This window comes from Methylocapsa sp. D3K7 (assembly GCF_029855125.1).
Taxonomy (GTDB): Bacteria; Pseudomonadota; Alphaproteobacteria; order Rhizobiales; family Beijerinckiaceae; genus Methylocapsa.
This window is the reverse complement of record NZ_CP123229.1, coordinates 2,173,257-2,197,448: the sequence shown is the minus strand read 5'-3', so window position 1 is coordinate 2,197,448 and position 24,192 is coordinate 2,173,257. Positions and strand designations below refer to the sequence as shown.

At 59.5% G+C, this 24,192-nt stretch carries 22 protein-coding genes and 1 riboswitch; of the genes, 10 read left to right on the top strand and 12 right to left on the bottom strand.

Going from position 1 to position 24,192, the window contains the following annotated elements; genetic code table 11:
* Positions 1-146: 146 nt before the first annotated feature.
* A complete protein-coding gene (mdh, locus tag QEV83_RS10045; protein WP_280127619.1) occupies positions 147-1,112 on the bottom strand; it encodes a malate dehydrogenase in 966 nt (321 codons plus the stop codon).
* A 188-nt stretch (positions 1,113-1,300) separates the two neighbouring features.
* Positions 1,301-2,521, bottom strand: coding sequence for a cell division protein ZapE (gene zapE / locus QEV83_RS10040; RefSeq protein WP_280127618.1), 1,221 nt, complete (start codon positions 2,519-2,521; stop codon positions 1,301-1,303).
* A 293-nt stretch (positions 2,522-2,814) separates the two neighbouring features.
* Between zapE and QEV83_RS10035 the strand changes: the two genes are divergently transcribed.
* A complete protein-coding gene (locus tag QEV83_RS10035) occupies positions 2,815-3,681 on the top strand; it encodes a serine protease (RefSeq protein ID WP_280127617.1) in 867 nt (288 codons plus the stop codon).
* Positions 3,682-3,770: 89 nt separating this feature from the next.
* On the opposite strand, the gene QEV83_RS10030 is transcribed toward QEV83_RS10035, so the two are convergent.
* Entirely contained in the window at positions 3,771-4,754 is a 984-nt protein-coding gene (locus QEV83_RS10030) for a beta-ketoacyl-ACP synthase III (protein WP_280127616.1), read from the bottom strand.
* 1,212 nt (positions 4,755-5,966) lie between these two features.
* Complete coding sequence (locus QEV83_RS10025) at positions 5,967-6,494, bottom strand: SH3 domain-containing protein (RefSeq protein WP_280127615.1); 528 nt, start codon at positions 6,492-6,494, stop codon at positions 5,967-5,969.
* Positions 6,495-6,798: 304 nt separating this feature from the next.
* Here QEV83_RS10025 and QEV83_RS10020 point away from each other — a divergent pair, with 304 nt between their 5' ends.
* Positions 6,799-7,794: a D-glycerate dehydrogenase gene (locus QEV83_RS10020; protein WP_280127614.1), complete on the top strand. Its 996-nt coding sequence runs from the start codon at positions 6,799-6,801 to the stop codon at positions 7,792-7,794.
* Positions 7,795-7,811: 17 nt separating this feature from the next.
* On the opposite strand, the gene QEV83_RS10015 is transcribed toward QEV83_RS10020, so the two are convergent.
* Together QEV83_RS10015 and QEV83_RS10010 are read right to left on the bottom strand one after the other, a co-directional pair.
* On the bottom strand, positions 7,812-9,851 hold the full coding sequence (locus tag QEV83_RS10015; RefSeq protein ID WP_280127613.1) for a CopD family protein: 2,040 nt from the start codon (positions 9,849-9,851) through the stop codon (positions 7,812-7,814).
* 12 nt (positions 9,852-9,863) lie between these two features.
* Positions 9,864-10,265, bottom strand: a complete 402-nt coding sequence (locus QEV83_RS10010; protein ID WP_280127612.1) for a copper resistance protein CopC — start codon at positions 10,263-10,265, stop codon at positions 9,864-9,866.
* Positions 10,266-10,529: 264 nt separating this feature from the next.
* On the opposite strand from QEV83_RS10010, the gene QEV83_RS10005 reads away from it, so the two are divergent.
* On the top strand, positions 10,530-11,252 hold the full coding sequence (locus tag QEV83_RS10005) for an OmpW family outer membrane protein (protein WP_280127611.1): 723 nt from the start codon (positions 10,530-10,532) through the stop codon (positions 11,250-11,252).
* A 91-nt stretch (positions 11,253-11,343) separates the two neighbouring features.
* Here QEV83_RS10005 and grpE read toward each other — a convergent pair whose 3' ends face one another.
* The 4 genes from grpE to QEV83_RS09985 form a co-directional block, all read right to left on the bottom strand.
* Positions 11,344-11,964 carry a nucleotide exchange factor GrpE gene (grpE, locus tag QEV83_RS10000; protein WP_280127610.1) on the bottom strand — a complete coding sequence of 207 codons (621 nt, stop codon included), beginning with the start codon at positions 11,962-11,964 and terminating at the stop codon, positions 11,344-11,346.
* A gap of 112 nt (positions 11,965-12,076) precedes the next feature.
* Positions 12,077-14,926, bottom strand: a complete 2,850-nt coding sequence (locus QEV83_RS09995) for a [protein-PII] uridylyltransferase (protein WP_280127609.1) — start codon at positions 14,924-14,926, stop codon at positions 12,077-12,079.
* A complete protein-coding gene (gshB, locus tag QEV83_RS09990; RefSeq protein ID WP_280127608.1) occupies positions 14,926-15,975 on the bottom strand; it encodes a glutathione synthase in 1,050 nt (349 codons plus the stop codon). Before gshB ends, QEV83_RS09995 begins: the two co-directional genes overlap by 1 nt.
* Positions 15,976-16,064: 89 nt before the next feature.
* The gene (locus tag QEV83_RS09985; RefSeq protein WP_280127607.1) at positions 16,065-17,387 is read right to left on the bottom strand and encodes a DUF3422 domain-containing protein; all 1,323 of its coding nucleotides are present in this window, start codon (positions 17,385-17,387) and stop codon (positions 16,065-16,067) included.
* Positions 17,388-17,639: 252 nt separating this feature from the next.
* Here QEV83_RS09985 and mobB point away from each other — a divergent pair, with 252 nt between their 5' ends.
* The 7 genes from mobB to QEV83_RS09950 all read left to right on the top strand — a co-directional run bounded on the left by mobB (position 17,640) and on the right by QEV83_RS09950 (position 23,170).
* Positions 17,640-18,170, top strand: coding sequence for a molybdopterin-guanine dinucleotide biosynthesis protein B (gene mobB / locus QEV83_RS09980; protein ID WP_280127606.1), 531 nt, complete (start codon positions 17,640-17,642; stop codon positions 18,168-18,170).
* A 112-nt stretch (positions 18,171-18,282) separates the two neighbouring features.
* Positions 18,283-18,678, top strand: a complete 396-nt coding sequence (gene crcB, locus QEV83_RS09975; protein ID WP_280127605.1) for a fluoride efflux transporter CrcB — start codon at positions 18,283-18,285, stop codon at positions 18,676-18,678.
* Between the two features lie 96 nt (positions 18,679-18,774).
* Positions 18,775-18,835, top strand: a riboswitch (Fluoride riboswitch).
* Positions 18,836-18,983: 148 nt separating this feature from the next.
* Complete coding sequence (locus QEV83_RS09970; RefSeq protein ID WP_280127604.1) at positions 18,984-20,222, top strand: cation:proton antiporter; 1,239 nt, start codon at positions 18,984-18,986, stop codon at positions 20,220-20,222.
* Entirely contained in the window at positions 20,222-20,641 is a 420-nt protein-coding gene (locus QEV83_RS09965) for a universal stress protein (protein ID WP_280127603.1), read from the top strand. Before QEV83_RS09970 ends, QEV83_RS09965 begins: the two co-directional genes overlap by 1 nt.
* Before the next feature lie 13 nt (positions 20,642-20,654).
* Positions 20,655-21,005, top strand: coding sequence for a DUF190 domain-containing protein (locus tag QEV83_RS09960; RefSeq protein ID WP_280127602.1), 351 nt, complete (start codon positions 20,655-20,657; stop codon positions 21,003-21,005).
* 126 nt (positions 21,006-21,131) lie between these two features.
* Positions 21,132-21,308, top strand: a complete 177-nt coding sequence (locus tag QEV83_RS09955) for a hypothetical protein (RefSeq protein WP_280127601.1) — start codon at positions 21,132-21,134, stop codon at positions 21,306-21,308.
* A 197-nt stretch (positions 21,309-21,505) separates the two neighbouring features.
* Positions 21,506-23,170 carry an OFA family MFS transporter gene (locus tag QEV83_RS09950; RefSeq protein WP_280127600.1) on the top strand — a complete coding sequence of 555 codons (1,665 nt, stop codon included), beginning with the start codon at positions 21,506-21,508 and terminating at the stop codon, positions 23,168-23,170.
* A 101-nt stretch (positions 23,171-23,271) separates the two neighbouring features.
* Here QEV83_RS09950 and QEV83_RS09945 read toward each other — a convergent pair whose 3' ends face one another.
* Positions 23,272-23,727 carry a hypothetical protein gene (locus QEV83_RS09945; protein WP_280127599.1) on the bottom strand — a complete coding sequence of 152 codons (456 nt, stop codon included), beginning with the start codon at positions 23,725-23,727 and terminating at the stop codon, positions 23,272-23,274.
* Positions 23,728-23,943: 216 nt separating this feature from the next.
* On the bottom strand, positions 23,944-24,165 hold the full coding sequence (locus QEV83_RS09940) for a hypothetical protein (RefSeq protein WP_280127598.1): 222 nt from the start codon (positions 24,163-24,165) through the stop codon (positions 23,944-23,946).
* Positions 24,166-24,192 lie beyond the last annotated feature (27 nt).

The window sequence follows — 24,192 nt, the reverse complement described above, 5'->3', positions numbered from 1 at the left end:
GACAGAACCCATCGCTAACAGAGCCGTATGAACTTTTCTTTTACGCATAAGGGACCGCCGCCTTTTAGGGAATTTTTTCCGCTGCCAGGGGGCCGCTAAGCCGGAAACAGTGGAAGCATCAGGCGCTTGAGCTTGGCCGGGAATGGTCACTGCGCGAGAGCAGGATTGATCGTCTTGCACGCTTCGACCAGGCTTTGCACGGACGCGACCGATTTCTCGAACATCTGTTTTTCGGCCGGATCAAGCGCGATCTCGACAATCTTCTCGACCCCGTTGGCACCGATCACCACCGGCACCCCGACATAAAGATCCTTGACGCCATATTGTCCGTCCAGCTTTGCCGCGCAGGGAAAAACCCGGTGCTCGTCCTTGAGGTAGGACTCGGCCATGGCGATCGCCGAGGCCGCCGGCGCGTAGAAGGCCGAGCCGGTCTTCAAGAGGCCGACGATCTCGCCGCCGCCTTTGCGGGTCCGCTCGACGATCGCGTCAAGTTTGCCTTGCGTCGTCCAGCCCATTTTGACGAGATCGGGCAGGGGAATTCCGGCCACGGTGGAGTAGCGCAACGAGGGCACCATGTCGTCGCCATGGCCGCCGAGAACAAAGGCGGTGATGTCTTCGACGGAGACCTTGAATTCTTCCGACAAGAAATGGCGGAACCTCGCCGAATCGAGGACACCCGCCATGCCGACGATTTTGTTGGCCGGAAAATGGGAGGTTTTTTGCAACGCCCAGACCATGGCATCGAGCGGATTGGTGATGCAGATGACAAATGCGTCCGCCGCATATTTCTTGATGCCGGCGCCGACCGCTTCCATGACCTTAAGGTTGATGCTCAGCAGATCGTCACGGCTCATCCCAGGCTTGCGCGGCACCCCAGCCGTCACAATCACAACGTCGGCCCCGGCGATTGCCTCATAGCTGTTTGCTCCGGTGAGAGACGCGTTGAAGCCATTCACCGGACCCGATTGGGCAAGATCGAGCGCCTTGCCTTGCGGCGTCCCCTCCGCGATGTCGAACAGGACAATGTTGCCAAGCTCTTTGAGCGCCGCGAGATGAGCCAGGGTTCCGCCGATCTGACCGGCTCCGATCAATGCGATCTTACTGCGCGCCATATTGCTTGTCCTTTTCTCTCGACACATTTATCAGGTGACGACTGGCATGATGTCTGCGGGAAGCCGGGGATTTATGCAACCCCGGCGCCATTCTTCTGGAGCTTAAGCAAAAACCGGTCCCGGCGGCGCGATGGAGCATGTTGTTTTTTTTCGGCTTGGGGAAAAGCCGTTTTGCGTCTGGGATGACTTTAGGTTTCCACGAGGCCGCTGGTATTGCCGGAGCCCACGGATGTCACCGCGCCTTGCGGCAGGGCGAGATACTCCATTGAGCGCATTTCGATAAGACGCGAAACGGTTCGCTTGAATTCGAACGCCACAAAGCCGCCGGTCCCCAGGTAAAGTTCCGCCGGTTCCGCATCGGCGGACGCAAGAAGCTTGACATGCATGTCATAGAAAGTGTCGATCAGCGTGATAAACCGCTTGGCTTCGTCGCGCCGGTCCGCGCCAATAACCGGGATGGCATCGACAACCACGGTATGAAAACGGCGCGCGAGAGCCAGGAAATCGGCGGGGCCGAGCGGCAGCCGGCAGAGATCGTCGAAGGCAAAGCGCGCCACATTGGCGCATGCCTGTGGCACATGGACCGCATGGCCAAGCACGTCGAGGGTTATTGGCGCACCGCGCGGCTTACCGGTGAGCCGCTGAAACGCGGCGGTCAGCGCCGCCGCCGCGCTTGCATCCGCGGGCACGAAATAAACGTTGTGCTCCCTTAGTTTTTGCAGCCGGAAGTCGTGGCGGGCATCGAGGTGGACAATTTGCATCCGCTCTTCGATCATCTGAATGAAGGGCACAAAAAGCGCACGGTTGAGACCGTCCTGATAGAGCAGGTCCGGCCGCACATTGGAGGTCGCGACGATCACCACGCCACGATCGAACAGAGCCGCGAAAAGGCGGCCGAGAATCATCGCATCGGTGATGTCGGTGACGCTGAACTCGTCAAAACATAGGAGCCACGATTTTTGCGCGATGGAATCCGCCACCGCCGCGACCGGGTCGTCGCCTTTGACGGAACTCTTGTGCCGGTACTGGCGCCACTCGTGGATGAAGGCATGGACACTCGCCATGAACGCATGAAAATGCATGCGGGATTTGCGCTCGACGGGAGTCCCGTCGAAAAACAAATCCATCAGCATCGTCTTGCCGCGTCCGGCATCGCCCCAGATGTAAAGACCGCGCACCGGTGCCGGTTTGCGCCCCGAACCGGTGAGCCAGCCAAGAACGCCTTGTGTCCGCGCCGCGCCGTCCGCGAGCGCGAGCCGCAGGCTGTCCAGCTGATGCGCCACCTCTTCCTGACAGGCGTCCCGCTCGATAAGACCGGCGGCGACATCATCTTTATACTGATCGAGAAGAGTCACGCCAGCCCGGCCCCGGACAAGGCCTGGCGTTGAGGGGCCCGGCACATTGGACATTTAACGCGCTACGAGTGCGCGCGGCATTTTGTCTTAATTATGCCGGAAAACGCAAGCCCGGCGCGCCGCGCGAGCCTCGCAACAGGATCGGCAGCTAGGCTTCTTCTGCCCTGATTCTGGGCGTGGGGGTGTGCCGTAAATGACACAAAGGACTGACGATTCACCCAGAACCATATTCGCCCGGATCCTGCCTTTTTGTTTTCGCATTGGCAAAATACGATACCGGTCCAGCTTGATTAACGACCGCAGGGCGATCTAAGCTAATCCCCTGCCCGTCCGATAGGAGAAAACCGATGCCTCAAAAGGGTGGAAAGCACGCCGCCGCTGTTTGCGTCTTCCTTTTTGGAACGTCCCTTCAGGTATCCGCTGGTCCGGTTTTCTCGCATGGTTTGCCAGAGGTGGCACCCTCCCAAATCGTTCCGGTTGTGGTTTTTGGCCGAAATAGCCGGCGCGGCGTCGAAGAATTCGCGGCCGGAGAGAAGTTGAACCCGGCCGATCTTCGCGCTCGATTCGCGGGCTCAGGGCTTGTTGAGTGCGGCGACGCGCATGGCGCCGGTCAGCTGACGCTCGCCTCTGATGTGATTACCACCGCGGCGCATGTGTTTTTCGATGAAAAAGGTGCACCCCGCGCGAAGACCTGTTTCTTCTCGGTGGAAATCCACGGCAAGGACCTGCGTGTCCCGATCGATCTCAGCTCAATCGTTGCTGGAAGCAAGGACCCTTACGCAATCGCCGCGGTTCATGACTGGGCGGTCGCCAAGCTGACCCATCCGGTTGAAGGTGCAACGCCTTTTAGTCTGGCTGATCCGGCGGCTCCCAATTCGCCTGTCGAATTTGTCGCACGCGGCCATATTGATTGGGGCGAGGGGCGCAAATTGTCGATGGAAAAATGCGCCATGCACGACCAATTGTCGGTCGGCGCGGAAGGAACCCGGGAGTTTTCGTTCGATTGCGAAACAGGAGACGGCGCCTCCGGCGGCGCGCTGCTGATGACGCCGAACAAACTCGCCATCGGCGCGATCCTAGTCGGTTGGCGCAGCAACAAGCCGTTCCGTTCGGCGCCGTTCTCCAAGTCCCATTATAATTTCGTGGTGACCATCGAGGGGGCGTTCAAGAAAGCCGTCGTCGCCGCCGCCAGCAAGGTTATCGTCGCCCAATAAACCCGCGCTTTCCAAAGGACCGCCAGGCCAAGGTCCGCGTGAAAGTAGGGTCCCGGATGAAAGGATGGCGTGGACTGTCAGTCCGCGCGTTACCAGCGCATCAAGGCGCTGCCCCAGGTCATGCCGGCTCCGATTGCCATCATTGCGATGAGATCGCCTTTTTTCAGACGGCCTGCCCGATTGGCTTCGTCGAGGGAGATCGGCAGCGAAGCGCTTGACGTATTGCCATAGCGGTCGAGGTTGAGCCAGCATTTCTCGATCGGGATGCCGAGCCTTCCCAGAACCGATTCGACAATCCGGGCATTGGCTTGATGGGGGACGATATGGTCGATGTCGGTGACCTCAAGGCCGTTCGCCTCGAGCGCTTCGAGGATGACTTCGGGCAATACGCGGACCGCGAATTTGTATATTTCCCGCCCGTTCATCGTAATCTTGTCCATCTTCCGGGCAAGCACGTCCTCGGATTGCGGATATTGACTGCCGCCGCCCCGGATCGTCAGAATCCCGGCGGCGGTGCCGTCCGAATGAAGATGCATCGAGAGGATGCCGGCCTCGGGCCCAGGCGATGGTCCAACCACCATCGCGCCTGCCCCGTCACCGAACAAAACACATGTGTTGCGGTCGCTCCAATCGACGAGGCGGCTCAACAGTTCGGCGCCGATGACGAGCACACGCCGCGCCTGCCCCGTTTTGATGAATTGCGCGGCAATGTTCAATCCGTACAGCGAACCGGCGCATGCCGCCGAGACATCAAAAGCAAACGCCCGGCGGGCGCCAAGCTTGGCTTGAAGGATGACGGCGCAAGACGGCAGCGGCATGTCGGCCGAGACCGTGGCGACGATGATCATATCGAGATCCTCGGCCGCCGTTCCCGCCATCGCCAGCGCATGGCGCGCCGCGATCACCGCCATATCCGAGGTGACTTCGCCCTCCGCTGCGATCCGCCGCTGCTTGATGCCGGTGCGGCCAGTGATCCACGCGTCGGTCGTATCGACCATCTCCGCGAGATCCTGGTTTGTCAAAACCCGCTTTGGAGCGTAGCCGCCCGTCCCCAGTACATGCGCGTTGATCAAAACAGGGGCTCCTTTTTGCCAAGGCAATGGAGACCTAGAGCATGTACCCAGACAGGCGTTTGGCCTCTGCCTGTCCGGCACGCTCCAACTCTATGATTTCGAGCGTTTCTCGTTCGATCCTCGTTTGGATGGGACAGGAAGACACTCGGGGTGCCCGCAGTATTGCCGGCATCTTCAACCGGATAAGCCCAAATCCAAGGTTGCGCTAGCCACGGCGGCCAGATCTGCTGCAAGAAGATGGGGGCAACCATCAACACTCGTTTACATTTTGAAATAAATGAGATTAGCCGCGTCATATTCGCGCGGATGAACGCCCCACACAGAAACCGGCCGCGTGGGGCCTCGATCGATCCACGGCAAGATTATAGAAAAACAAGGTTACTGAAGAGTAAACAGCGCCCGCCCGCGCGCAGTTGTTTGGCGGCGATCTATTCTTGTTCGTTCTTGTTTGAGCTTATTTGCTTCGAGGGGGTTTCCAGCTGGGAATCCCCGCTTGGTGGCAATAAATCGCCGGCTTTATTATTAGGATTATCCTCTAGATTGTTGGGATTGTTCTCTAGGCTAAGCGCGGCGTTTGCAGTTTCGATTCAGTGCATCCTCGGGGTGTAATTCATAGGTTTTCTGTAGAAAACTGATCATCTCACGGGCCCCGCGCAAAGACCGGTTGTCGACTCGCGGCCTGACCGCCGCCACGGTCCAATTTGCTGCGCCTTCCGCATTTTCGCGGGGTTGGATTAATATTGTATCGACCCGCTCAAATCCTGGGCATTGCTTTAAGGTCCGCAGGCAAACATCTTGAAGCTCTGCCGACGACCGGACCTCGCGTTGCAATGTCTCTGTTGTCATTGTAGCTCCATGATCGGCTTGGACAATTGTCACTCCGGGTAAAATTGTATTGGTTGGTCAAAAACTTAGGGAACCTCCCAGATTCCAGTCCTGGTAAAGGTATTTCGCCTGAGATTCAGGCATTGGCTTTGCTATGTTTGTGGCCTTTACAGGGGGCGTACTCTCGCTCACCCTCTTGGTTCCGCCTGGGAAGAACGCGACAATGGCAATTCCGTTCCCTGATCTGGCACCTGGGCTTGAAATTCATAAGCAAAGCTGCAAGGCAAGCAGCCATTGCTGGACTGCCCCCGGGGAGGGATCAAAGCCCGTTTGGACAAACTCGGGCGGTGCGGGGCAAACGGAAGCGATCCCGGGAACGGGGAGGCGCTACTCAATCTTTTCGTTAGGATAGACCCCCCACAGATCCGACTGGCTGATATAGCCATCGAAGCCTTCGCCTGTGATGCGGCACCAGGTGCCATCACAGCCGCGGACGCTCGCGATCACATTGGGTTGCAGCTTGGCGACCGGCGCCGCCTTGTTGCTCGCTTTATTAAAGAGGATCGAATTAACGCCCTTTTTCCATGGCGCGACGAGGACTGTGCGCCGCCCGGACAGAAGCGAATGAAGGACCCAGCCTTCCGCTCCCTCCGAATCGCGGACTTTCCGCCAAATTTCAAACTCCCCAGTAATCTCGACCGGCAGTCCCGCTCTCTGAAAGACCCAGGTTGTCCGATGGTCCTTGGAGGGGCCTTCGCGCAGGTTCACGCGATCTGATTTGAGGCTCACATAACGCGGAATGGGTAAGCCGCTCGCCGACCCTTTTTGCTCGGCAAGCGCACATTCGCCGCCGCTCCAAGCGAAAAAAACAACCGCGATGACAAGTCTGAAACGGCGCGAAACATTTTTGCTCATCGTCCGAGGGTTCATTCCTGTTGCGGCGCCGCAAACTCTATCATGGCCGGTATCAATGCGCATCAGCCGCCGCAGGCATTCTTGTCTTTGGACTGCCATCTGTTACAGAGGCCGGGCGATGCGATGTAAAACAAATTCTTGCTTCTTCTGTGCCGCCTCACCGTTAACGCTAGGTGAAGAGCAGCCTGCCAAGGAGCCGCGATTAGACTTTTGGCAGGCCGCTCCGCAGCAAGGGAAATGGGTCAATTCGGGGGCTCCGGAATTTTTTTTTCATGGCATCCAGTGAGTCTGAAGGATATGAAGAATGAGCCGGAAAAAGCCGCTCGTCATCGTGACCCGCAAACTGCCTGGCGTCATCGAAACCCGCATGTGCGAGCTCTTCGATACCCGGCTTAACATCGATGACAAGCCGATGCCGCGCGGTGCCCTCGCCGAAGCCCTCCGCGTTGCTGAGGTCATTGTTCCCACTGTGACCGACAGGATCGATGCCGAGCTCATCGAGATCGCCGGGCCGCAGATGAAACTCATCGCTAATTTTGGCAATGGAGTCGACAATATCGACGTGACCGCTGCCATGGCAAAGGGGATCACCGTCACCAATACACCGGGCGTCCTGACTGAGGATACGGCCGATATGACGATGGCGCTGATCCTTGCCGTGGCACGGCGAATCGTCGAAGGGGCAAAAATAATCCCCGCAGGGGAGTGGGCCGGCTGGGCACCGACTTGGATGCTTGGCCGCCGAATCAGCGGCAAGCGGCTTGGCATCGTGGGCATGGGCCGCATAGGTCAGGCGCTTGCCCAGCGCGCCAAGTCCTTCGGCCTGCAGATCCACTATCACAACCGGCGTCCGGTTGCCACGCAGGTTGAGGAAACACTCAATGCGACCTATTGGGAATCGCTCGATCAGATGCTCGCCCGGATGGATATTGTTTCGGTCAATTGCCCCCATACGCCCGCCACCTATCACTTGCTGTCGGCGCGGCGGTTAAAATATCTTCGCCCGGACGCGATCCTCGTCAATACGGCACGCGGCGAAATCATCGACGAGACAGCCCTCACCCGCATGCTTGAGACGGACGAACTGGCAGGTGCGGGGCTCGACGTTTTCGAGCATGAGCCGGCGGTCTCGCAAAAGCTTGTCAGGTTGGCCGACGCCGGCAAGGTCACGTTGCTGCCGCACATGGGTTCGGCAACGGCGGAGGGCCGCATCGACATGGGTGACAAGGTCATCATCAACATCCGGACGTTCATGGACAACCACCGGCCTCCCGACCGGGTGTTGCCTGCGATGCTATAAAGAACCACCCGCCGCTGCTAGTGCTGTGAGTGAACATCCGGAGGTGGCGGCGCCGGAGGCTCGCGCGAGAGCATTTCGAGCTGGGTTTCGATGAAGGCGGGATCGCTCCAGAGATCGTCTTCTACCGGCAGCCAGCGGGCGCGAATATAGCCTGAGCGATCGATCAAGAATTCCGCGTGCATCTCCGGCACACGGACCACATTTTGCTGGCGGTTGTGAAAGCTACGAGTGAATAGGCCGAGAGTCGCGGCGACGTCGGCGGTATCCCGGTCCGCGATCAGTATTTTGCCGGCGGCGAGGCCACGCAAAGGTTCGCAGGCGGGGCCTGGCGCCACCAGGACGATTTTCGCACCGAGATTGGCTAGCTTCTCGCGCGCCGCCAGCAACTGCTCAAGCCGCGCAGTATCTTGCGCCAGAGTTTCTTTTTCGCAAGTAAACAGTACCACGAGAAGTGCCGATTTGCGTTGATAGTCACTGAGCAGGCTGGTGGTGCCGTTTTCATCGGTAATTTGGAAATCCGGCGGTCCCAGCCAGTGCTGGCCGGGCTGGATCCGGGGTTCGATGACACGTGCCTGATAGCCAACCGCGAAGGCGCCGAGAAAATTGATGATGTCCCAGCGATCATCATTGGTCAGCACGTCGGCGAAGGCTGGCATGGCGGACCCGGTGATCCCATGCGTGATCCACCAATAGAGATCGCCAGCCGTATGCAAGGCTGTGTGCGGCGCCGAAAGATCGGCCGGCTTTATCGGAATGCTTGCCGCCGCGGGACCATCACCATGGCCGCTGACGCCATGGCAGCCGGTGCAATTGTCTTCATAATGCTTGAGACCGGCGGCGATCGACGTCACCGAATAGGGAATGTCGGTTGTCAGATAGGTATCAGGATAGGCCTGCACCGAGATCGCCGGGAAAGCGAGCCCGCTGCCAGCGAGCAAAGCGATAGCCGCCGCGCCCAGCGAGACATTCCGCGCGAACCGGAACCAGGACGGCCTGAGCGCTGGCAAAAAACTGACGGCGAGCACTGTGAGGCCAAGCAAAACTAAGGCACCACCGCCAATAAACCGCGCCGGAACCCATGGAATGGCCCATGTCGCCGCGAAGGAAAAACGGAATGGCAGCGGCCAGAAAATATTTTCGTGCTCGGGCGGCGCCATTCCCGCCATTTGGGACGCGATGACAACGATGAAGATGGCAAGGCCCGTCTCGATCTTGACCCGGTTGGCGTAGTCGCGGAACACCGGATCGCTCGGCCTTGATTCCAGCAGTGGCAGGAGAGAGCGCTGCAAGCCGCTGGCAATGAAAAGGACGCCGCCGAGCAAAGTCAGCTTGAGAAGGAGCAGGCGCCCGTAGTCCGTGCCGATCGCGCTTGAAAAATTGCGGACGAGGAACCAGGTCAACAAACTCCCGCTCACCAGAATGACGGTCATCGCAATTGTGGCGAGCCATGAAAACCGGCGCAGGACGAGAGCGGCCACCCGCCGCGTGTCGTCCGGGACTGGTCCAGCGCCGATCAACAAGAGCAGCGCCGGCAGCCCGCCGAGCCAGACGCTCAACGCCCAGCGGTGCGCGATGGCCGCGCCAACGCCGATGAGCCGCTGGTCTAGGGTGGTCGGATGGCTAGCAAAAGGCACGGTGGCAAGACCGGCGGCAGCAATCAGCGCCGCGGACAAAAGAGCCGCATCCGAAACCTTGGTATTTTTTAGGGTCAGCCAGGCGATGATGGCGGGCACGCAAGCCGCGGCAGCGAAGACAATCTCGACGATCGTGATACGCCCAACGCCCGTGCGAAGAAGAAACGTCCCAATGAGCGTGCCACTGACGGAAAAGGTGCCGATTTCAGCGGCGGCGGTGGCGGCGCCGATCACCCCCGCTACCGTCGCGGCGGCGCTGACCAAAGCGGCCGCCAAAACCGACAACACCACACGGCGGCGCCAAATGGAGCCGCCCGCCGGCACGAGCGCATCGCGGGTGTACCAAATTAAAATCCCGGAACCGACGACAATCGCCGCACCGAAGGTGCCGACAGCCCGGACAATCGCAAATGGATCGATCATTGGCGAAGCATCCTACTGCGCAGCCTTGATCGTGAAAGTGAGCTTGTCGTCGACCGTGTGGCCGTCGACGGACAAGACGTGATACCCGATATTCACGGGCCCGGCCGGCAGATTGTCAGGAAGTGTGACGACGACAACGCGCTGGTCCGACGGGTCGGCTTTGGTGGTCAAGGGGATCTGCGGCCCCTGCGCGGGGACAATCCATACCTTCGCGAAGGCCGGTTCGATAGCCTCATTGTACCACAGCTTCAGTTCCTTGGGCGCCCTATCGAGCACCGCCCGCGCCGCTGGGTCCGAGCGGACCAAGCGCGAATGGGCCAAGGCGCCGGTGATCCCGAAACCAAGCCCCAGCAAGAGCAAGCAATAGACAAGTGGCGCGCGCCACCTTTTTCGCGGGCTGATGGCGGGTCTCATCCGATGGCTCCTTGGGTTGATGGCATTGTTTTACGGGCGCGTCCGGAGAGCCCGGTTTCACGCCTTATACGCTTTTACTATCGTGTTGAGAAATGCGGCGAATTGTTCTGGATCAAGCTTGTATTAGGCAGCAAAAGCGCGGTTTTACGGCGTGGCAAAAAAACCATAGTGCGCATCCAAACGCGCAAGACAAGCACCGATCGTTTGACAAAAACTCAAGATCGCGTGAACCCTAACCTCACAAGAAAGCAAGGAGGGAAGTTCATGACCGGTGCTATCAAACTATGGGCCGCTGCGCTGATCGCAGCTCTCGCCATCACGCGGGCTGATGCCGCGGATCTCACTCCAGTGCCGGAGCCGCTTCCGCCGCCCGCACCTCTATTTTATGTCCATGTCGGCGCCCTGGGCGTTTTCACGCTGCCCGACGCGCAATCGACCGGCGGCGGCTTCTTTAATTTCTTGCCCGTCTTTGGCGGCGAGATCTCGAACGTCGCCATCCGGCCAAATTACACACTTGGCTTGGAATTGGGTTATTTCCTCACGCCCAATATCGCGCTCGCCCTCTCGGCTGGCGTGCCTCCGGTCGCTCATCTTAAAGCTACGGGCCTCAATTTGACGAACGCTTTGGGAACGAACCTTCTGGGAAGCGTGCGGTATGGGCCGGCCATGCTGATTGCCCAATATCACTTCACCAATTTCGGCGCTTTCCAGCCGTATCTTGGTGTTGGCGCCGCCTATGTGCTGAATTTCGGCAACATCAGCGACGGTATTTTGACGAATCTCGCCGTCGATCAAAACTTCGGTTTCGTCATGCAAGCCGGCGCCGACTGGATGCTGACCCAAAACTGGGGCGTCTATGTGGACGTCAAGAAAGTGATTTACTCGACGGACGTCAGCGGCGATCTCTTGAACGCGGGTATCCCAATCCGCACTCATGTGCAGCTCGATCCATGGGCGGCGGGCGCCGGCATCACGTTCAAATATTGACCGCAAATAACAGAAGAGCCGGCGGCCAGATCCCCAACGGATTCGCCGGTTTCACTATCACACCGCCAAATGAACAAAACGCTTCCGCCGGTTAGGCGGAAGCGTTTTGGTTTGCGGGTTTTGGGCCGCCGCGGGAAACCCCGACCTTGGCTGGACGCAGCACCCGGTCGCCGATCGCGTAGCCGTCCTCCATGACCTGCACGACCGTGCCATTCGCCACGCTTTCGTCGGGCACCTCGAAAAGAGCTTCATGCAGATTGGGGTCGAATTTCCCGCCGAGCGGTTCAAGCTTTTTGACGCCGTATTTTCCAAGCCGTGACAGAAAATCCCGTTCCGTGAGTTCAACGCCCTCGACCAAGGTTTTCAGCGCGGATGTTTGCTGCTCCCGAGTGCCAGACGTGGCACTTCCTGCGGCCCTGTGCAGATTGTCGGCGACAGTCAGCATATCACGGGCGAGCGCGGTCACCCCATAGGTTTTGGCGTCGGCGACTTCGCGCTCGGTGCGGCGACGCTGATTTTCCATTTCGGCAAGCGTGCGCAGAAGCTTGTCCTTCAACTCCGCGTTTTCCTGCCGCAGCTTTTCCAAGACCGCGAAAGCATCTGGGTCGGAAGTCGTGGCTTGCGGGGCCGCGCCCGCCGTCTCCACATCGCTAAAGGCGTCATTCTGGATCGTCGCGGCGGGATCAAGTTCAGGCTTTTTTCTGTCGTTCATGATCACTCTGTTAACTGGCGGATTTCGATAACTCGCATGGCGTGGATATCCGTTTTCCCGCCGCCAAAATCAAGGCCGAACGCTGCAATGCGGCAGTTTTCGGGAAATCTCATCAATGGGTGTTGGGGCGCGACGGCCCGCCCGCCCCCATGCCGGGGGCCGGGCGGGCCTCCCTTGCCGGCTCGAAAATTCGCAAGATTGACCGGCGGATCGACTCTTGCTTCTGCGCGGAGGTTATTTTTTCTCCCGTGAAATCCGTCACATAAAACACGTCGGCGGCTTTTTCGCCGAATGTCACGATATGGGCCGAGGCGATATTCAGGCTGAGCCTCGACAAAATCGCGGTCAATTCATAAAGCAGGCCGGGCCGGTCGAGCCCGGTGACTTCAAGAACCGTGAAACGGTTGGACAGCGTGTTGTCGATTGAGACTTCTGGATGGATACGAAACACGCTGCGGTCGGGTCCGGCCTGCGGCGTCCGGGCGGCAATCAGGTCCTGCAGCCGGACTTGTCCGCTCAGCGAGCGCTCGATTGCCAGAACGATATTTCCGGCCCGCCGCAATTCGTCTTCGTCATAGCGAAAAGCCCGCGACACGAAGATGGTGTCGACGGCCATGCCGTCGGCGGTCGTGAACACCTGCGCGTCAACGATATTGGCTCCCGTCGCGGCGCAGGCCCCGGCGATAATCGACAACAGCCGGGCGTGGTCGGGGGCGATGATCGTGAGTTCCGTAACGCCCCGCTCGGGATCGGTGCGGATGTGGGTCATCGGGGCTGGAGCCTCCACCTCCGTCATGTTCAAATTTTTGGCGTGCAGCAGCTTCTGTTCCAAAGTTGCCTTGAGCCAATAGGCTTGCGGCAGCCGCGCCGCATAGGCATCGAAATCGAGGCTTGACCATTCCGGCAACGCCTGGCGCAATTGCTCGCGCGCTTTCGCGACACGCTCCTTGCGGTCGATCGCCGAATGGCCGCCGGCAAGCACGACCTCGGTCTCCCAATAGAGGGTGCGAAGCAGTTCGGCCTTCCAATTGTTCCAGACACCAGGACCCACGGCACGGATATCGCAGACGGTTAAAACGAACAGCATTTTGAGCCGTTCAAGTGTCTGCACGAGACTGGCGAAGGTCGCGATGGTTTTGCTGTCGCTCAGATCGCGCCGCTGCGCGGTGTCCGACATGACCAAATGGTTCTCGACCAGCCAGGCCACGGTCTCGGTCTCCGCTTCCGTGAGGCCGAGACGCGGGCAAAGCGTCCGCGCAACCGCGACCCCGGCGCTCGAATGGTCTTCCAATCGCCCCTTGGCAATATCGTGCAGGAACAGCGCAAGAAACATCGCTCTCCGGTTGGCGATCGTTGGCAAAATCTCGCTCGCCAAAGGAAGTTCGGTGGCAACTCGTTGCGCTTCGATCTCAGCGAGATTGCCGACGGCGCGCAAAAGATGCTCATCGACCGTATAATGATGGTACATGTTGAATTGCATGAGCGCGACGATGCGCCCGAATTCGGGAATGAAGCGGCCAAGCACGCCGGCTTCATTCATCAGCCGCAGAACGATTTCCGGCTCGTTGCGGGACGTCAATATGCCGAGAAACAGGCGGTTGGCTTCCGGGTTGGCGCGAAGCTTCGCGTTGACAAGCTTGAGGGCGCGCGTGACGTGCCGGGTCGCGTCTGGATGAATGGCAAGACCATTGCGGTCGGCAACCGAAAATAGCCGGATCAGATTGATGGGATCGCGGGCAAAAACCTCCGGCCCGGTGACCGTGACGCGGCCATTTTCGACTTCGAAATCGCCGGTTGCGATGGCCTCCTGCTTGCGCCGGAAGGGCGAAAATCGGGCCAATCTCGGGGAAGGCTTTGCTTGCCTTTCCTCGAGTGCCGCGCAGACGATCGCGGTCAGATCGCCGACATCCTTGGCGACCAGAAAATAATGTTTCATGAACCGTTCGACGCTTGCCAGTCCGCTGCGCTCCGAATAGCCGAGGAGTCCGGCGATCTGGCGCTGGTGGTCGAAGCTCAACCGTTCTTCCGGTCTGCCCGTCAGAAAATGCAGATGGCAGCGCACTCTCCACAAAAACTCCTCGCAACGGCGGAACAACCGGTATTCGGAACGGGAGAACACGCCAGCGCCAACGAGATCGGTCGCTTCCCGCAGCCGGTAGACATATTTGGCGATCCAAAACAGAGTATTGAGATCGCGCAGGCCACCTTTTCCGTTTTTGACATTTGGCTCGACGAGATAGCGGGAGCGGCCCGCCAGGGCGATGCGGGCGTCGCGTTCGGCGAGTTTGGCCGTGACGAATTGACTTGCCGTCGATTGCACGATCTCGCGTTCGAAGCGTGCCCGCATGCTTTCGAATAAAGGCGGCGCCCCGAGGATCAATCGGGCTTCGAGGAGCGCGGTGCGGACCGTCATGTCGTCGCGTGCCTGAGCCAAGCACTCCTTGACCGTGCGCGTCGAATGGCCGACTTTTTGACCAAGATCCCAAAGCATATAGAGAATCGCCTCGGCGATCCGTTCGCCGCACTGACGCGAACTTGGGGATAGGAGAAACAGAAGATCGATGTCCGATCCTGGCGCGAGGGTGGCCCTGCCATAGCCTCCAACTGCCGCGATCACGAAATCTTCCGGGGCGGGGCTCGCCGGCGCTGGATAAACGTAAGTGGTGACATAATCAAAAATTTCGCGGATCAGAGCATCCTCGATTTGCGCCAAACGGGTAGCGCAGGCGAGGCCGCCGCCGTCCGCCAGAAACGCAGTCTGGGCCAGTTTGCGCCCGTGATCCAAGGCCTCGCGAAAGAGAGCAACCACTTGCTTGCGCACGTCTTGGGGCGGCTTACCCTCCGCGTGGAGCGTGGCGATTTTGACGTGCAACACCGCCCGCGGGAAGTAGGCTCCTTGCGGCAAGCTTATCCGTTGGCGCCGATGCCGGACCGGCGACTGTGTATCAAGCAATGCGTTCATTAAGTCCGAACAGATGGGGAGGAGCGAAAATTCCCCGGCTTCTCCGGGGTTTCCGGAACCTCTTTTCCCTGGCCTAATGTGGGCGCAGCTGCGCTGGATGGCAAGCCCGCGCGCAATTTCGCTTCGATTGCGTCCCAGATCGCGACCGCGAGGTCCGGGCCGCCAAGTTTTCTGATCGCCCGGATGCCCGTGGGCGAGGTCACGTTGATTTCGGTCAAATAGCCGTCAATCACGTCGATGCCTGCGAAAAGCAAGCCGCGCCGTTTGAGTTCGGGGCCAAGCACAGAGCAAATCTCATGTTCCCGCGGCGTGAGGGCCGCCGCTTCCGCGGCGCCGCCGCGCACCAGATTGGCGCGGATATCGTCGGTGGCCGGAACCCTGTTGACCGCCCCAGCCGCGACGCCATCAACGAGGACGATTCGCTTATCGCCCTCCGCCACCTGCGGCAAAAAGCGCTGGACCACCCATTGCTCGCGAAATGTCGCCGCGAAAAGATCGAAAAGCGAGCCCAAATTCGGGTCGCGTCGGGTAATCTTGAACACCGCCGCGCCGCCATGTCCATGCAAGGGCTTCATCACCGCTTCGCCATGCTCATCGAGGAACGCGTCGATGGCATCCCTATCGCGGGTGACCAGAGTCGGCGGCATAAACTGCGGAAAATTCATGACAAACAGCTTTTCCGGCGCGTTGCGCACGCTCGCTGGATCATTGACGACGAGGACCTTTGGCTGCAGCTGCTCAAGCAGATGCGTCGAGGTAATATAAGCAAGATCGAAGGGCGGGTCCTGCCGCAAAAGCACTACATCAAGCGAGGCGAGATCGACCGGTTTGACATTTCCCAGGGTAAAATGGTCGCCTGGGATATCGCGGACCTCGACCGGCGCCGCCCTTGCCACCACCCGGCCGCTGCTCAGCGAAAGCTTGTCGGGAGTGTAATAGAGCAGCTTATGGCCACGAGCACAGGCTTCCAGCAGCAGTGCGAAGGTCGAATCGCCAGCGATATTGATCCTGTCGATCGGGTCCATCTGGACGGCGACACTCAAAGCCATCGAAACTCTCCCCTGCCGGAGCGGCGGCAGTTCCTTGCTGGCGCATGGCGCATGGTCAGCCTAATTCGTCAAGATGCGTCCTGAGAAACTCAAGGCTCCGCCGATTGGTCGCGGCGGCGGCGGAATATCCAGAAAAACGCCGCGATGACGAAAGGCACCGAGATCGCTGTCGCGAGGACCGGGTCGAGCATATCGATTTCCCGGTGCAGCCCCTCGAAAACGAGATGCAGGATGGCGAGGACATAATAGGAAATGGCGCCGATCGAGACGATCTTGACGGCCTGCTGCAATTTTAGCTGCAAGCGGAACCGGTCGTTCATCTTGCTCAAAAGATCCTTGTTTTGAGTTTCGAGTTCAATATCGACGCGGGTCCGCAGGAGTTGCGCCGCCCGGGCCAGCTTGCGGGAGAGATTTTCCTGGCGTTCTTCGGTCGAGGCGCAGGTGCGGATCGCGGGGGTGAGCCTGCGGGTCAGGAAGGCTTTCAAGGTCGGCAAGTCCGGCAATGCCACTTCGTCGAGCGCGTCGAGCCGCAGACTGACAAGCTCGTAGTAGGCGCGGGTCGCCCCGAACCGGTAGAGACTTTGCGCGGCGCCCGCCTCGAGTTCGGCGGCAAGCGCGGTCAATTGGCCGAGCAACTCGCGGCTCGCCTCCAATCCTTCCCCTTCCTGGATTCGCTGGACGAGAAGCGGCAGCTGCATTTCGATGCCGCGGATGGCGGGGGCGGCCGCTTCAGCTTCCGGAAGTCCCAATAGCGCGAGCGTGCGGTAGGTTTCAACTTCGAGCAGCCGGCGCACCAGCATTCCGGCTTCGCCCGGCGTCAATCGCTGGTCGAGCACGAGGAAACGCACGAACCCGAAGGCGTCGGGATGAAAATCCGTGGCGGCGATGGCGGCGCCATCTACGACCTCGGACGCCGCCAACCGGCTCGGATCGAACAGTGAGTGCCATTGCTCATCGCATTGGCCTTCCGGCAAAAGATGCAGATCGGCGGCAACGAGCAACGGACCCGGCTGCGGCAATAGACGCATGAAGCTTGAAAGTTCATCGGCTCCCGGCTCGAACGCCAGACGCCGCTTGCCGTCCGGATTTGCCTTGCCCGCGCCTTGCGGAAGGTCCCAGGTATAGGTCATGAACTCGCCATGATGCTCCCAGCGCAAGATGGCCGTTGGCAATTCGACCCAATGCTGTTTTGCATCCGGGACAGGCACGGGACTGGCACGGTCCAGACAAAAAGCCGCAAGCGCCTGGCGTGCCTTGGCAGCGGCGGCCGGATCGGTCATGAAGGCAAAGTGCAGGATGCGTTTCGAGCCCGTCATGGGTACGAACGGCCGCGCATGGAGTTCGGCGAGAACTCGGCCGCGCAACGCGTGCGGCGTGAACGCCGGGGCGGGGAAGGTTTTTTCGTTGGTCACCCGGCGGCTCTCCTGGCAGGCATGGGATTGAGCAGTATGACGGAACAGCGATGGGGCGCGCGAGCGTGGCGCCGGGCTATCCGCGCTTATGTCCCGCATCCCTTGCCACGCTTGATGTGAAATATAAAGAGGCCATTGGCCGCCTCCTGATCACTGGACCTCATAAAAAATCGCTTGAGCTACTAAAGAGGTGGAGCATGCAATAAGATCATGCGAGACAGGGCAAAGCCACGCCTTACGGAGTTTGCAATCATGCGGGTGATCGGTCTTGCGGGCTGGAGCGGCGCGGGCAAGACGCATTTGATCGTCAAGCTTATTCCGTTTCTTTGCGAACGCGGCTTTTCCGTCTCGACGCTCAAACACGCGCATCACGCGTTCGATGTCGATCAGCCGGGCAAGGATTCATATCTGCATCGGGAAGCGGGTGCCCGCGAGGTTCTTGTCGCCTCGGACAAGCGCTTTGCCTTGATGCATGAATTGCGTGGCGCTCCGGAACCGGCACTCGCCGAACTCTTGCGGCGCATGAGCCCAGCCGATCTCGTTCTTATCGAGGGCTACAAGCGCGACCCGCACGTCAAAATTGAAGTCCACCGGGAAGAGAATGGGAAACCCTGGCTCTACCCCGAGGACAACAGCATCGCCGCCGTTGCCACCGACGCGCGGGAAGGCGCTCCCACGCACTTGCCGCATGCGCACCTTGACGATATCCAAGCCATCGCGGGTTTGCTGCTGGCGCTTGCCCGCCCAGTCGAGGAGACGCTTTCGCGCATCGCCGGGGCGTGAGGCTGAGGGAGCTTCGAACTTCCATCCCGCCGGCGTGCGCCGCCGTCCTGGCTCTACCAGGGTCAATACGGATTCAGCGGGCAACGCCCGCAGCCTAGAGGAATGGCCGCCGATGCTCTATCTATGGATCATGCTGGGAAGCTCGCTGGGGGGCGCCGCGCGCTACTGGGTCTCGGGCGTTGTCGCAAACCGCATCGGGGAAACCTTTCCCTGGGGCACGATGCTCGTCAACATATCCGGCTCGTTTGTCATCGGCTTCTTCGCCGCACTGACCGGCCCCGATGGCCGCCTGTTGATCGGCACCACGGCCCGGCAATTCGTGATGATCGGCCTTTGCGGCGGCTATACGACCTTTTCGTCCTTCAGTTTGCAAACGCTCAACCTCACCCGGGACGGCGAATGGTTGCGGGCCGGGGCCAATGCGGTTCTCTCGCTGACCCTTTGTTTTTTGGCGGTGTGGCTCGGCCACATCCTCGCAACCTTTTTGAACCAAATGAAGGGAGGTTGACGCGATGCAAATCCAAGAGATTTCCGCTGCAGGTTCCGCTTGCTTGTACGGAAATATCTAAACCTTGCCACGGATCGATTCTCGGTTAGAATTGCGTCCTCGAACGGGGATGGAGTCCCCCAAAATTGCCGAAGAGGCTGATGACTCCTGCCACGCAACAACGGGCAGGAGATTGCTGTGTGTCTCTCACTTATTGTGGAATTTCCGGCTTTTTCGTTCATGCCGATGTCCGAAGGCCAAGGCTTTCGGGTCGCCAGGGCCTGCGTGCCGTGTGCTCGTCACCCCTTCAAGCGCGAGGGTGAATCATGACTGGCGTTTGGGCACTCGCATCCCTGTGGCTAGGTCTCGCGCTGATCGCGAGCCTGTTTTCGATCTGGTTCCGCGTCTCGACGGCGCTGTCCGAAATCATTGTTGGAACAGTCGCGCAATTGATCATTGGCGCCGTCGTTGGCTCGGCCGTGCTTGGGACCGACGAGTCCTGGGTCAAGTTTCTTTCGGGAATAGGCGCAATTGTCTTGACGTTTCTCGCGGGCGCCGAACTCGACCCGCAGGTTTTCAAACTGAAATGGAAGGAAGCGGCCACGATCGGGCTCGCGAGCTTCTTATTCCCATTTCTGGGATGCGCGGCTGCGGCGCATTATTTGCTCGGCTGGAACGTCATGCCGAGCTGGCTTGCCGGGGTCGCCATGTCGACGACCTCGGTGGCCGTCGTTTATGCCGTAATGCTGGAATTCGGCTTCAATACCACCGAATATGGTAAGACGATTTTGGCCGCATGCTTTGTGACCGACCTCGGGACGGTCGTCGCGCTTGGTCTCATCTTTGCTCCGTTCACGATTAAAACATTGATCTTCCTTGGAGTGGGCGCCGTTGTCTTCACCGTGCTTCCGTGGCTCACGCCGCGCTTCTTCAAACGGTATGGTGGCCGGCCTTCCGAGCTTGAGACAAAATTTCTGCTGTTTTGCCTGCTTGGTATGGGCGCGCTCGCCGCCTGGGCCGACAGCGAAGCGGTACTCCCCGCCTATCTCATCGGAATGGTGCTTGCCGGAACCGTCGGCAAAGATCACGCATTGGTCCGGCGCTTGCGCACGCTAACGTTCGGCCTGCTGACGCCGTTCTATTTTATCCGCGCCGGTTCCTTTGTTTCGATCCCGGCGCTGATCGCTGCACCCGCTGCTTTCTTTTTTTTCCTGATTATCAAGATCGCCACCAAAGTCATCGGCGTATATCCGGTCACGCGGCTCTTTGGCTCTCCGAACCAGGAGGCGATGTACACGACCCTCCTGATGTCCACGGGACTAACCTTTGGGACAATCTCATCCCTCTTTGGCCTCTCCCATGGGATCATCGACAAGAGCCAATACTCGGCGCTTGTCGCAACCGTCATTGCAAGCGCTGTCATCCCGACGGTGATTGCCAATGCATTTTATCTGCCGCACCATCTCAGGCCCAGCAGCGAGGCGGAGGATACACCAGCCAGACAGGCGGGCGTTGTTCCGATCCAGCATGGGATCGGTAAATCGGTTGATCCGGGAGGCGTTTGATGTTCAGCAGAATCCTGCACGCCAACGACGGCTCGGAACATGCGTTTCACGCGCTCACCCTCGCGATTGCGATCGCCAAACAAAATGAGTCGTCCCTTCACATGGTCTCGGTCGAAGAAATCGATTATATGCCGGAATTCGTTGAAGAAGTCCGGGAAGAAACAGGAAGCGCCGCGCGGCGCTTCCACAGCGTTCTCCAGCGTGCCCGAGCGATGGCGGACGAAAGCCAGGTGAAACTCACGACTCATGTGATCGCCGGGCACCCGGTGCGTAGTATTGTCACGCTTGCTGGCGATCTCAAGGTGGAATTGCTTATTATCGGAGCCAGAGGTCATTCCGCGTTGTATGAGCGGCTGGTCGGAAGCCGCGCGGATCGCATCATGCACCTTGCACCATGCCCGGTGCTCATCGCGAAGTGAGGAGTTTAACGAAATGCAAATCCCGCGCGATGCCATGCTGCTGCGGATCTTTATCGGCGAGGACGACCGCCACGACCATCAGCCGCTGTACGAGGCGATTGTCATGAAGGCGCGCGAGATGCATTTGGCCGGCGCCACCGTGTTGCGCGGGCCGATGAGCTTTGGTCATTCGAGCCGGGTGCACACCACGAAGATTCTCCGGCTTTCGGAGGATCTGCCGTTCGTCATCGAGATCGTCGACAGCGAGGATAAGATCAACGCCTTTCTGCCGGTGCTGGACTCCATGATGGCGAGCGGGCTGGTCACCTTGGAGAAGGTGCAAGTCCTGCAATATGGCTCGACCGCCAAGACGCAGGGAAGCTGATCGAATCCGCAGTGGAGGCCATAATGGTGAAGATGCGCGCAATGATCGTTCCAGAACCCGGCGGGCGGTTCCGCATGGTGGAGCGCGATCTTCCCGACCCCGGGCGGCACGCGGAAACGCGCTTCGGTGCGGGGCTGGTATTCGGGCACTGCGGCCGACTCCGAAGATACGCTCTCATTCAGTCAGTTCAACAAGATCGCCTCGATGAATGAGATTTTCCCGCTTGAAGAAGCCCAGGCCGCCTACGACCGGATGATGAGCGGCAAGGCGCGCTTCCGTGTGGTTCTCAAGATCGACGCGTAGACATTCAGTTCCCCAACATTCCCGCCGATAGCCGCCGGTTGTGTTTGAATGGCGCATTGGTTAAGATTTTGGCGTGGGGGAGAGCGAGGTGTTACGCGCGTCGTGACCCTCGTTATGCAAAATTACTAAATATCGACTTTTTCCGCACGGCGTCTCGGCCGGGCGTAGCCTTATCAACGCGTTACGGGGTAATGAGCATGAGCACGTCAATCGCTGCGGCATCGCCAGGTATTCTTGAACGGGATAGAATTATCGCCAAGGCCGGGTTCAACCGCTGGCTCGTGCCTCCCGCCGCGCTCGCCATCCATTTGTGTATCGGCATGGCTTATGGGTTCAGCGTTTTCTGGCTGCCGCTGTCGCGTGCGGTCGGGACCGCGACGGGAGCCAAAGTGGCAGCTTGCGCCGGCGCGGCGACGACGTTTTGGGACAAGACCGCCGGAACCCTGCACGCGCTGACGGCCAGGGATTGCGAATGGACTCAATTTGATCTTGGCTGGATGTTCACGCTGTTCTTTGTTTTGCTCGGCTCCTCCGCCGCGATCTGGGGCGGCTGGCTGGAGCGGGTTGGTCCCCGCAAGGCGGGCGTTTACGCGGCGCTTTGCTGGTGCGGCGGCTTGATGATCTCGGCGGTCGGGGTCAACTTCCATCAGCTGTGGATGCTCTGGGTCGGTTCGGGCATCATCGGCGGCATCGGACTTGGGCTTGGCTATATTTCGCCGGTTTCGACCCTCATCAAATGGTTTCCGGACCGGCGCGGCATGGCGACAGGCATGGCGATCATGGGGTTTGGCGGCGGCGCCATGATAGGCTCGCCGCTGGCGACCTTGCTGATGAATTATTTTAAGACTCCAACCTCGGTCGGGGTCTGGCAAACCTTTGTGGTCCTGGGGGTTGGTTATTTCATCTATATGCTTGCGGGCGCCTTCGGGTACCGGCTGCCGCCAGACGGCTGGCGCCCTGACGGCTGGACTCCATCCACGGTCCAAAAGGCGATGATCACGTCACACAACGTCGATCTCAAGGACGCCCACAAGACTCCCCAGTTCTGGTTGATCTGGGGTGTGCTGTGCCTCAATGTGTCAGCCGGGATCGGCATCATCGGCGCCGCCTCGCCGATGCTTCAGGAAACCTTCGGCGGCACTTTGTTCCGTGATCCCTCGGTTGGTTTCAGCCAGTTCACGGACGCGCAAAAGACTTTGGCGGCGGCGATCGGTGGCGGCTTCGTCGGCCTCTTCTCCTTGTTCAACATCGGCGGCCGGTTTTTCTGGGCAACGCTCTCCGACAAGATTGGCCGCAAGACAACCTATTTTGCCTTCTTTGTCCTTGGCATCCTTTGCTATTCAGCCGCACCAACGCTGGCGGGCCTTAAGGCGGTCGGGATTTTTGCCGCGGCGTTCTGCATCATTGCGTCCATGTATGGCGGCGGCTTTGCGACGGTGCCCGCCTATCTCGCCGATATGTTCGGCACGCGGTATGTCGGCGCGATTCACGGCCGCTTGCTCACCGCATGGTCGACCGCTGGCATCGTCGGTCCGGTTATCGTCAACTATCTGCATGATACGCGGGTGGCGGAAGGCGTTCCGCGCGACCATGTGTACCCCTATATCTTTTATGTTTTGGCGGCTTTGCTGGCCGTGGGGTTCGTGTGCAACGCGCTGATTCGTCCAGTCTCTCCCAAATGGTATATGAAGGACAACACCCCGCAAACGGCGCTCGCGGGCGCAAAGGTGGCGTTCAAGTCCTATGGAATTGGCCGGGGCGGCATTGATGCGAAAGCGGGCTTGGCTTGGGCGGCGGTTGGAATCCCACTTGCCTGGGGCGTGTGGAAGACGCTTGAGAACGCCGCAAAAATTTTTCAGTAGAACAAGTCGGGCGGCCACATACAGTCGCGGAAAGTCGCTGCTTGAAGATCTCGCGAGATGCCCACCCAGAACAAGCCGGGTGGGCAGCTTGCTGGCTTCGCTTACCAAACGAAAAGCAGATCAAACGCGCTGTCTTTAAGCACGCCTCCTGTGCCGCCACCGCCATAGCAGTTGACCGTCGCGGAGAAATCCGCTCCGCCGGTGCCCCAGCCTGCGACATGGCAGGAACCATTATTACCAAATCCATATGCCGAGACTTGCACGTGACCGCCGGCGCCCCACTGACTGCCGCCGCCGACACCCGTACATGTGACCGTATAGGTGCCGGTCGCAGTCTTGGTAACGCTGATACCTCCGGCTCTATTCTGCGCGTTAAACGAATAAGTCGGGCTGGGCTCGTAAGGTACGTTGATCGTTGGCGAAGCATTATTTGCCCAGGCATAGCACATCACATTCGCGCCCCGGCCCGGGTCGGCGAATGATGGTGTCGCCCAAAAGGCGCAACCAAGAGCAGCCGCGCCTGCTGTGAAGAAAAATCGTCTTGGGAAATTTCTCATGATTAATCACTCCCTAAAAAAAACGCCGCATGGCCCGGTTTGATTGCCACCAAACCAGTTGCTTTGCGTCCCCTGATCAGGAGTAGTGTCAGTTACAATCGATAGGGCCCTCCGGACCAATTGACCCCGGCAGGGAGGGAATTTAGGCGCCGCGCAACGCCTTATGTGCCATCGATGGTCTGCAAGCGTACTTCAATTTGACCAGCCACCGCTTTTCTAGTGTTTCCCGTCGGGGGATGGCGGGATGCTGCCGGAGTCACCCGGCGGCGTGTCCAACAAGGCCAAATCCTTCTTGCTCGCATGAATCTCCCGTTCAAGATGCAGCAGCACGGCGCGGCTGTGGCCGCCCGCTGAACTGCGTGTTGCCGAAAGTGTTTTTTCTGCTTTTTCGAGGCGGGCTTTGATTTGGCGGCGGCGCGTGTGAGGATCGTGCGGCATCTGGTTTCCCCCGGTCTTTTGCCGGGG

What these genes read in the sequence shown, in the direction of transcription:
- QEV83_RS09970 (WP_280127604.1), top strand. Translation starts at nt 18,984, where the DNA reads ATGACTGGCGTTTGGGCACTCGCATCCCTGTGGCTAGGTCTCGCGCTG.
- QEV83_RS10035 (WP_280127617.1), top strand. Translation starts at nt 2,815, where the DNA reads ATGCCTCAAAAGGGTGGAAAGCACGCCGCCGCTGTTTGCGTCTTCCTT.
- grpE (WP_280127610.1), bottom strand. Translation starts at nt 11,964, where the DNA reads ATGAACGACAGAAAAAAGCCTGAACTTGATCCCGCCGCGACGATCCAG.
- QEV83_RS10010 (WP_280127612.1), bottom strand. Translation starts at nt 10,265, where the DNA reads ATGAGACCCGCCATCAGCCCGCGAAAAAGGTGGCGCGCGCCACTTGTC.
- mdh (WP_280127619.1), bottom strand. Translation starts at nt 1,112, where the DNA reads ATGGCGCGCAGTAAGATCGCATTGATCGGAGCCGGTCAGATCGGCGGA.
- QEV83_RS10015 (WP_280127613.1), bottom strand. Translation starts at nt 9,851, where the DNA reads ATGATCGATCCATTTGCGATTGTCCGGGCTGTCGGCACCTTCGGTGCG.
- QEV83_RS09995 (WP_280127609.1), bottom strand. Translation starts at nt 14,926, where the DNA reads ATGAACGCATTGCTTGATACACAGTCGCCGGTCCGGCATCGGCGCCAA.
- crcB (WP_280127605.1), top strand. Translation starts at nt 18,283, where the DNA reads ATGCTCTATCTATGGATCATGCTGGGAAGCTCGCTGGGGGGCGCCGCG.
- QEV83_RS09960 (WP_280127602.1), top strand. Translation starts at nt 20,655, where the DNA reads ATGCAAATCCCGCGCGATGCCATGCTGCTGCGGATCTTTATCGGCGAG.
- mobB (WP_280127606.1), top strand. Translation starts at nt 17,640, where the DNA reads ATGCGGGTGATCGGTCTTGCGGGCTGGAGCGGCGCGGGCAAGACGCAT.
- gshB (WP_280127608.1), bottom strand. Translation starts at nt 15,975, where the DNA reads ATGGCTTTGAGTGTCGCCGTCCAGATGGACCCGATCGACAGGATCAAT.
- QEV83_RS10005 (WP_280127611.1), top strand. Translation starts at nt 10,530, where the DNA reads ATGACCGGTGCTATCAAACTATGGGCCGCTGCGCTGATCGCAGCTCTC.
- QEV83_RS09965 (WP_280127603.1), top strand. Translation starts at nt 20,222, where the DNA reads ATGTTCAGCAGAATCCTGCACGCCAACGACGGCTCGGAACATGCGTTT.
- QEV83_RS09945 (WP_280127599.1), bottom strand. Translation starts at nt 23,727, where the DNA reads ATGAGAAATTTCCCAAGACGATTTTTCTTCACAGCAGGCGCGGCTGCT.
- QEV83_RS09950 (WP_280127600.1), top strand. Translation starts at nt 21,506, where the DNA reads ATGAGCACGTCAATCGCTGCGGCATCGCCAGGTATTCTTGAACGGGAT.
- QEV83_RS09940 (WP_280127598.1), bottom strand. Translation starts at nt 24,165, where the DNA reads ATGCCGCACGATCCTCACACGCGCCGCCGCCAAATCAAAGCCCGCCTC.
- zapE (WP_280127618.1), bottom strand. Translation starts at nt 2,521, where the DNA reads ATGTCCAATGTGCCGGGCCCCTCAACGCCAGGCCTTGTCCGGGGCCGG.
- QEV83_RS10025 (WP_280127615.1), bottom strand. Translation starts at nt 6,494, where the DNA reads ATGAGCAAAAATGTTTCGCGCCGTTTCAGACTTGTCATCGCGGTTGTT.
- QEV83_RS10020 (WP_280127614.1), top strand. Translation starts at nt 6,799, where the DNA reads ATGAGCCGGAAAAAGCCGCTCGTCATCGTGACCCGCAAACTGCCTGGC.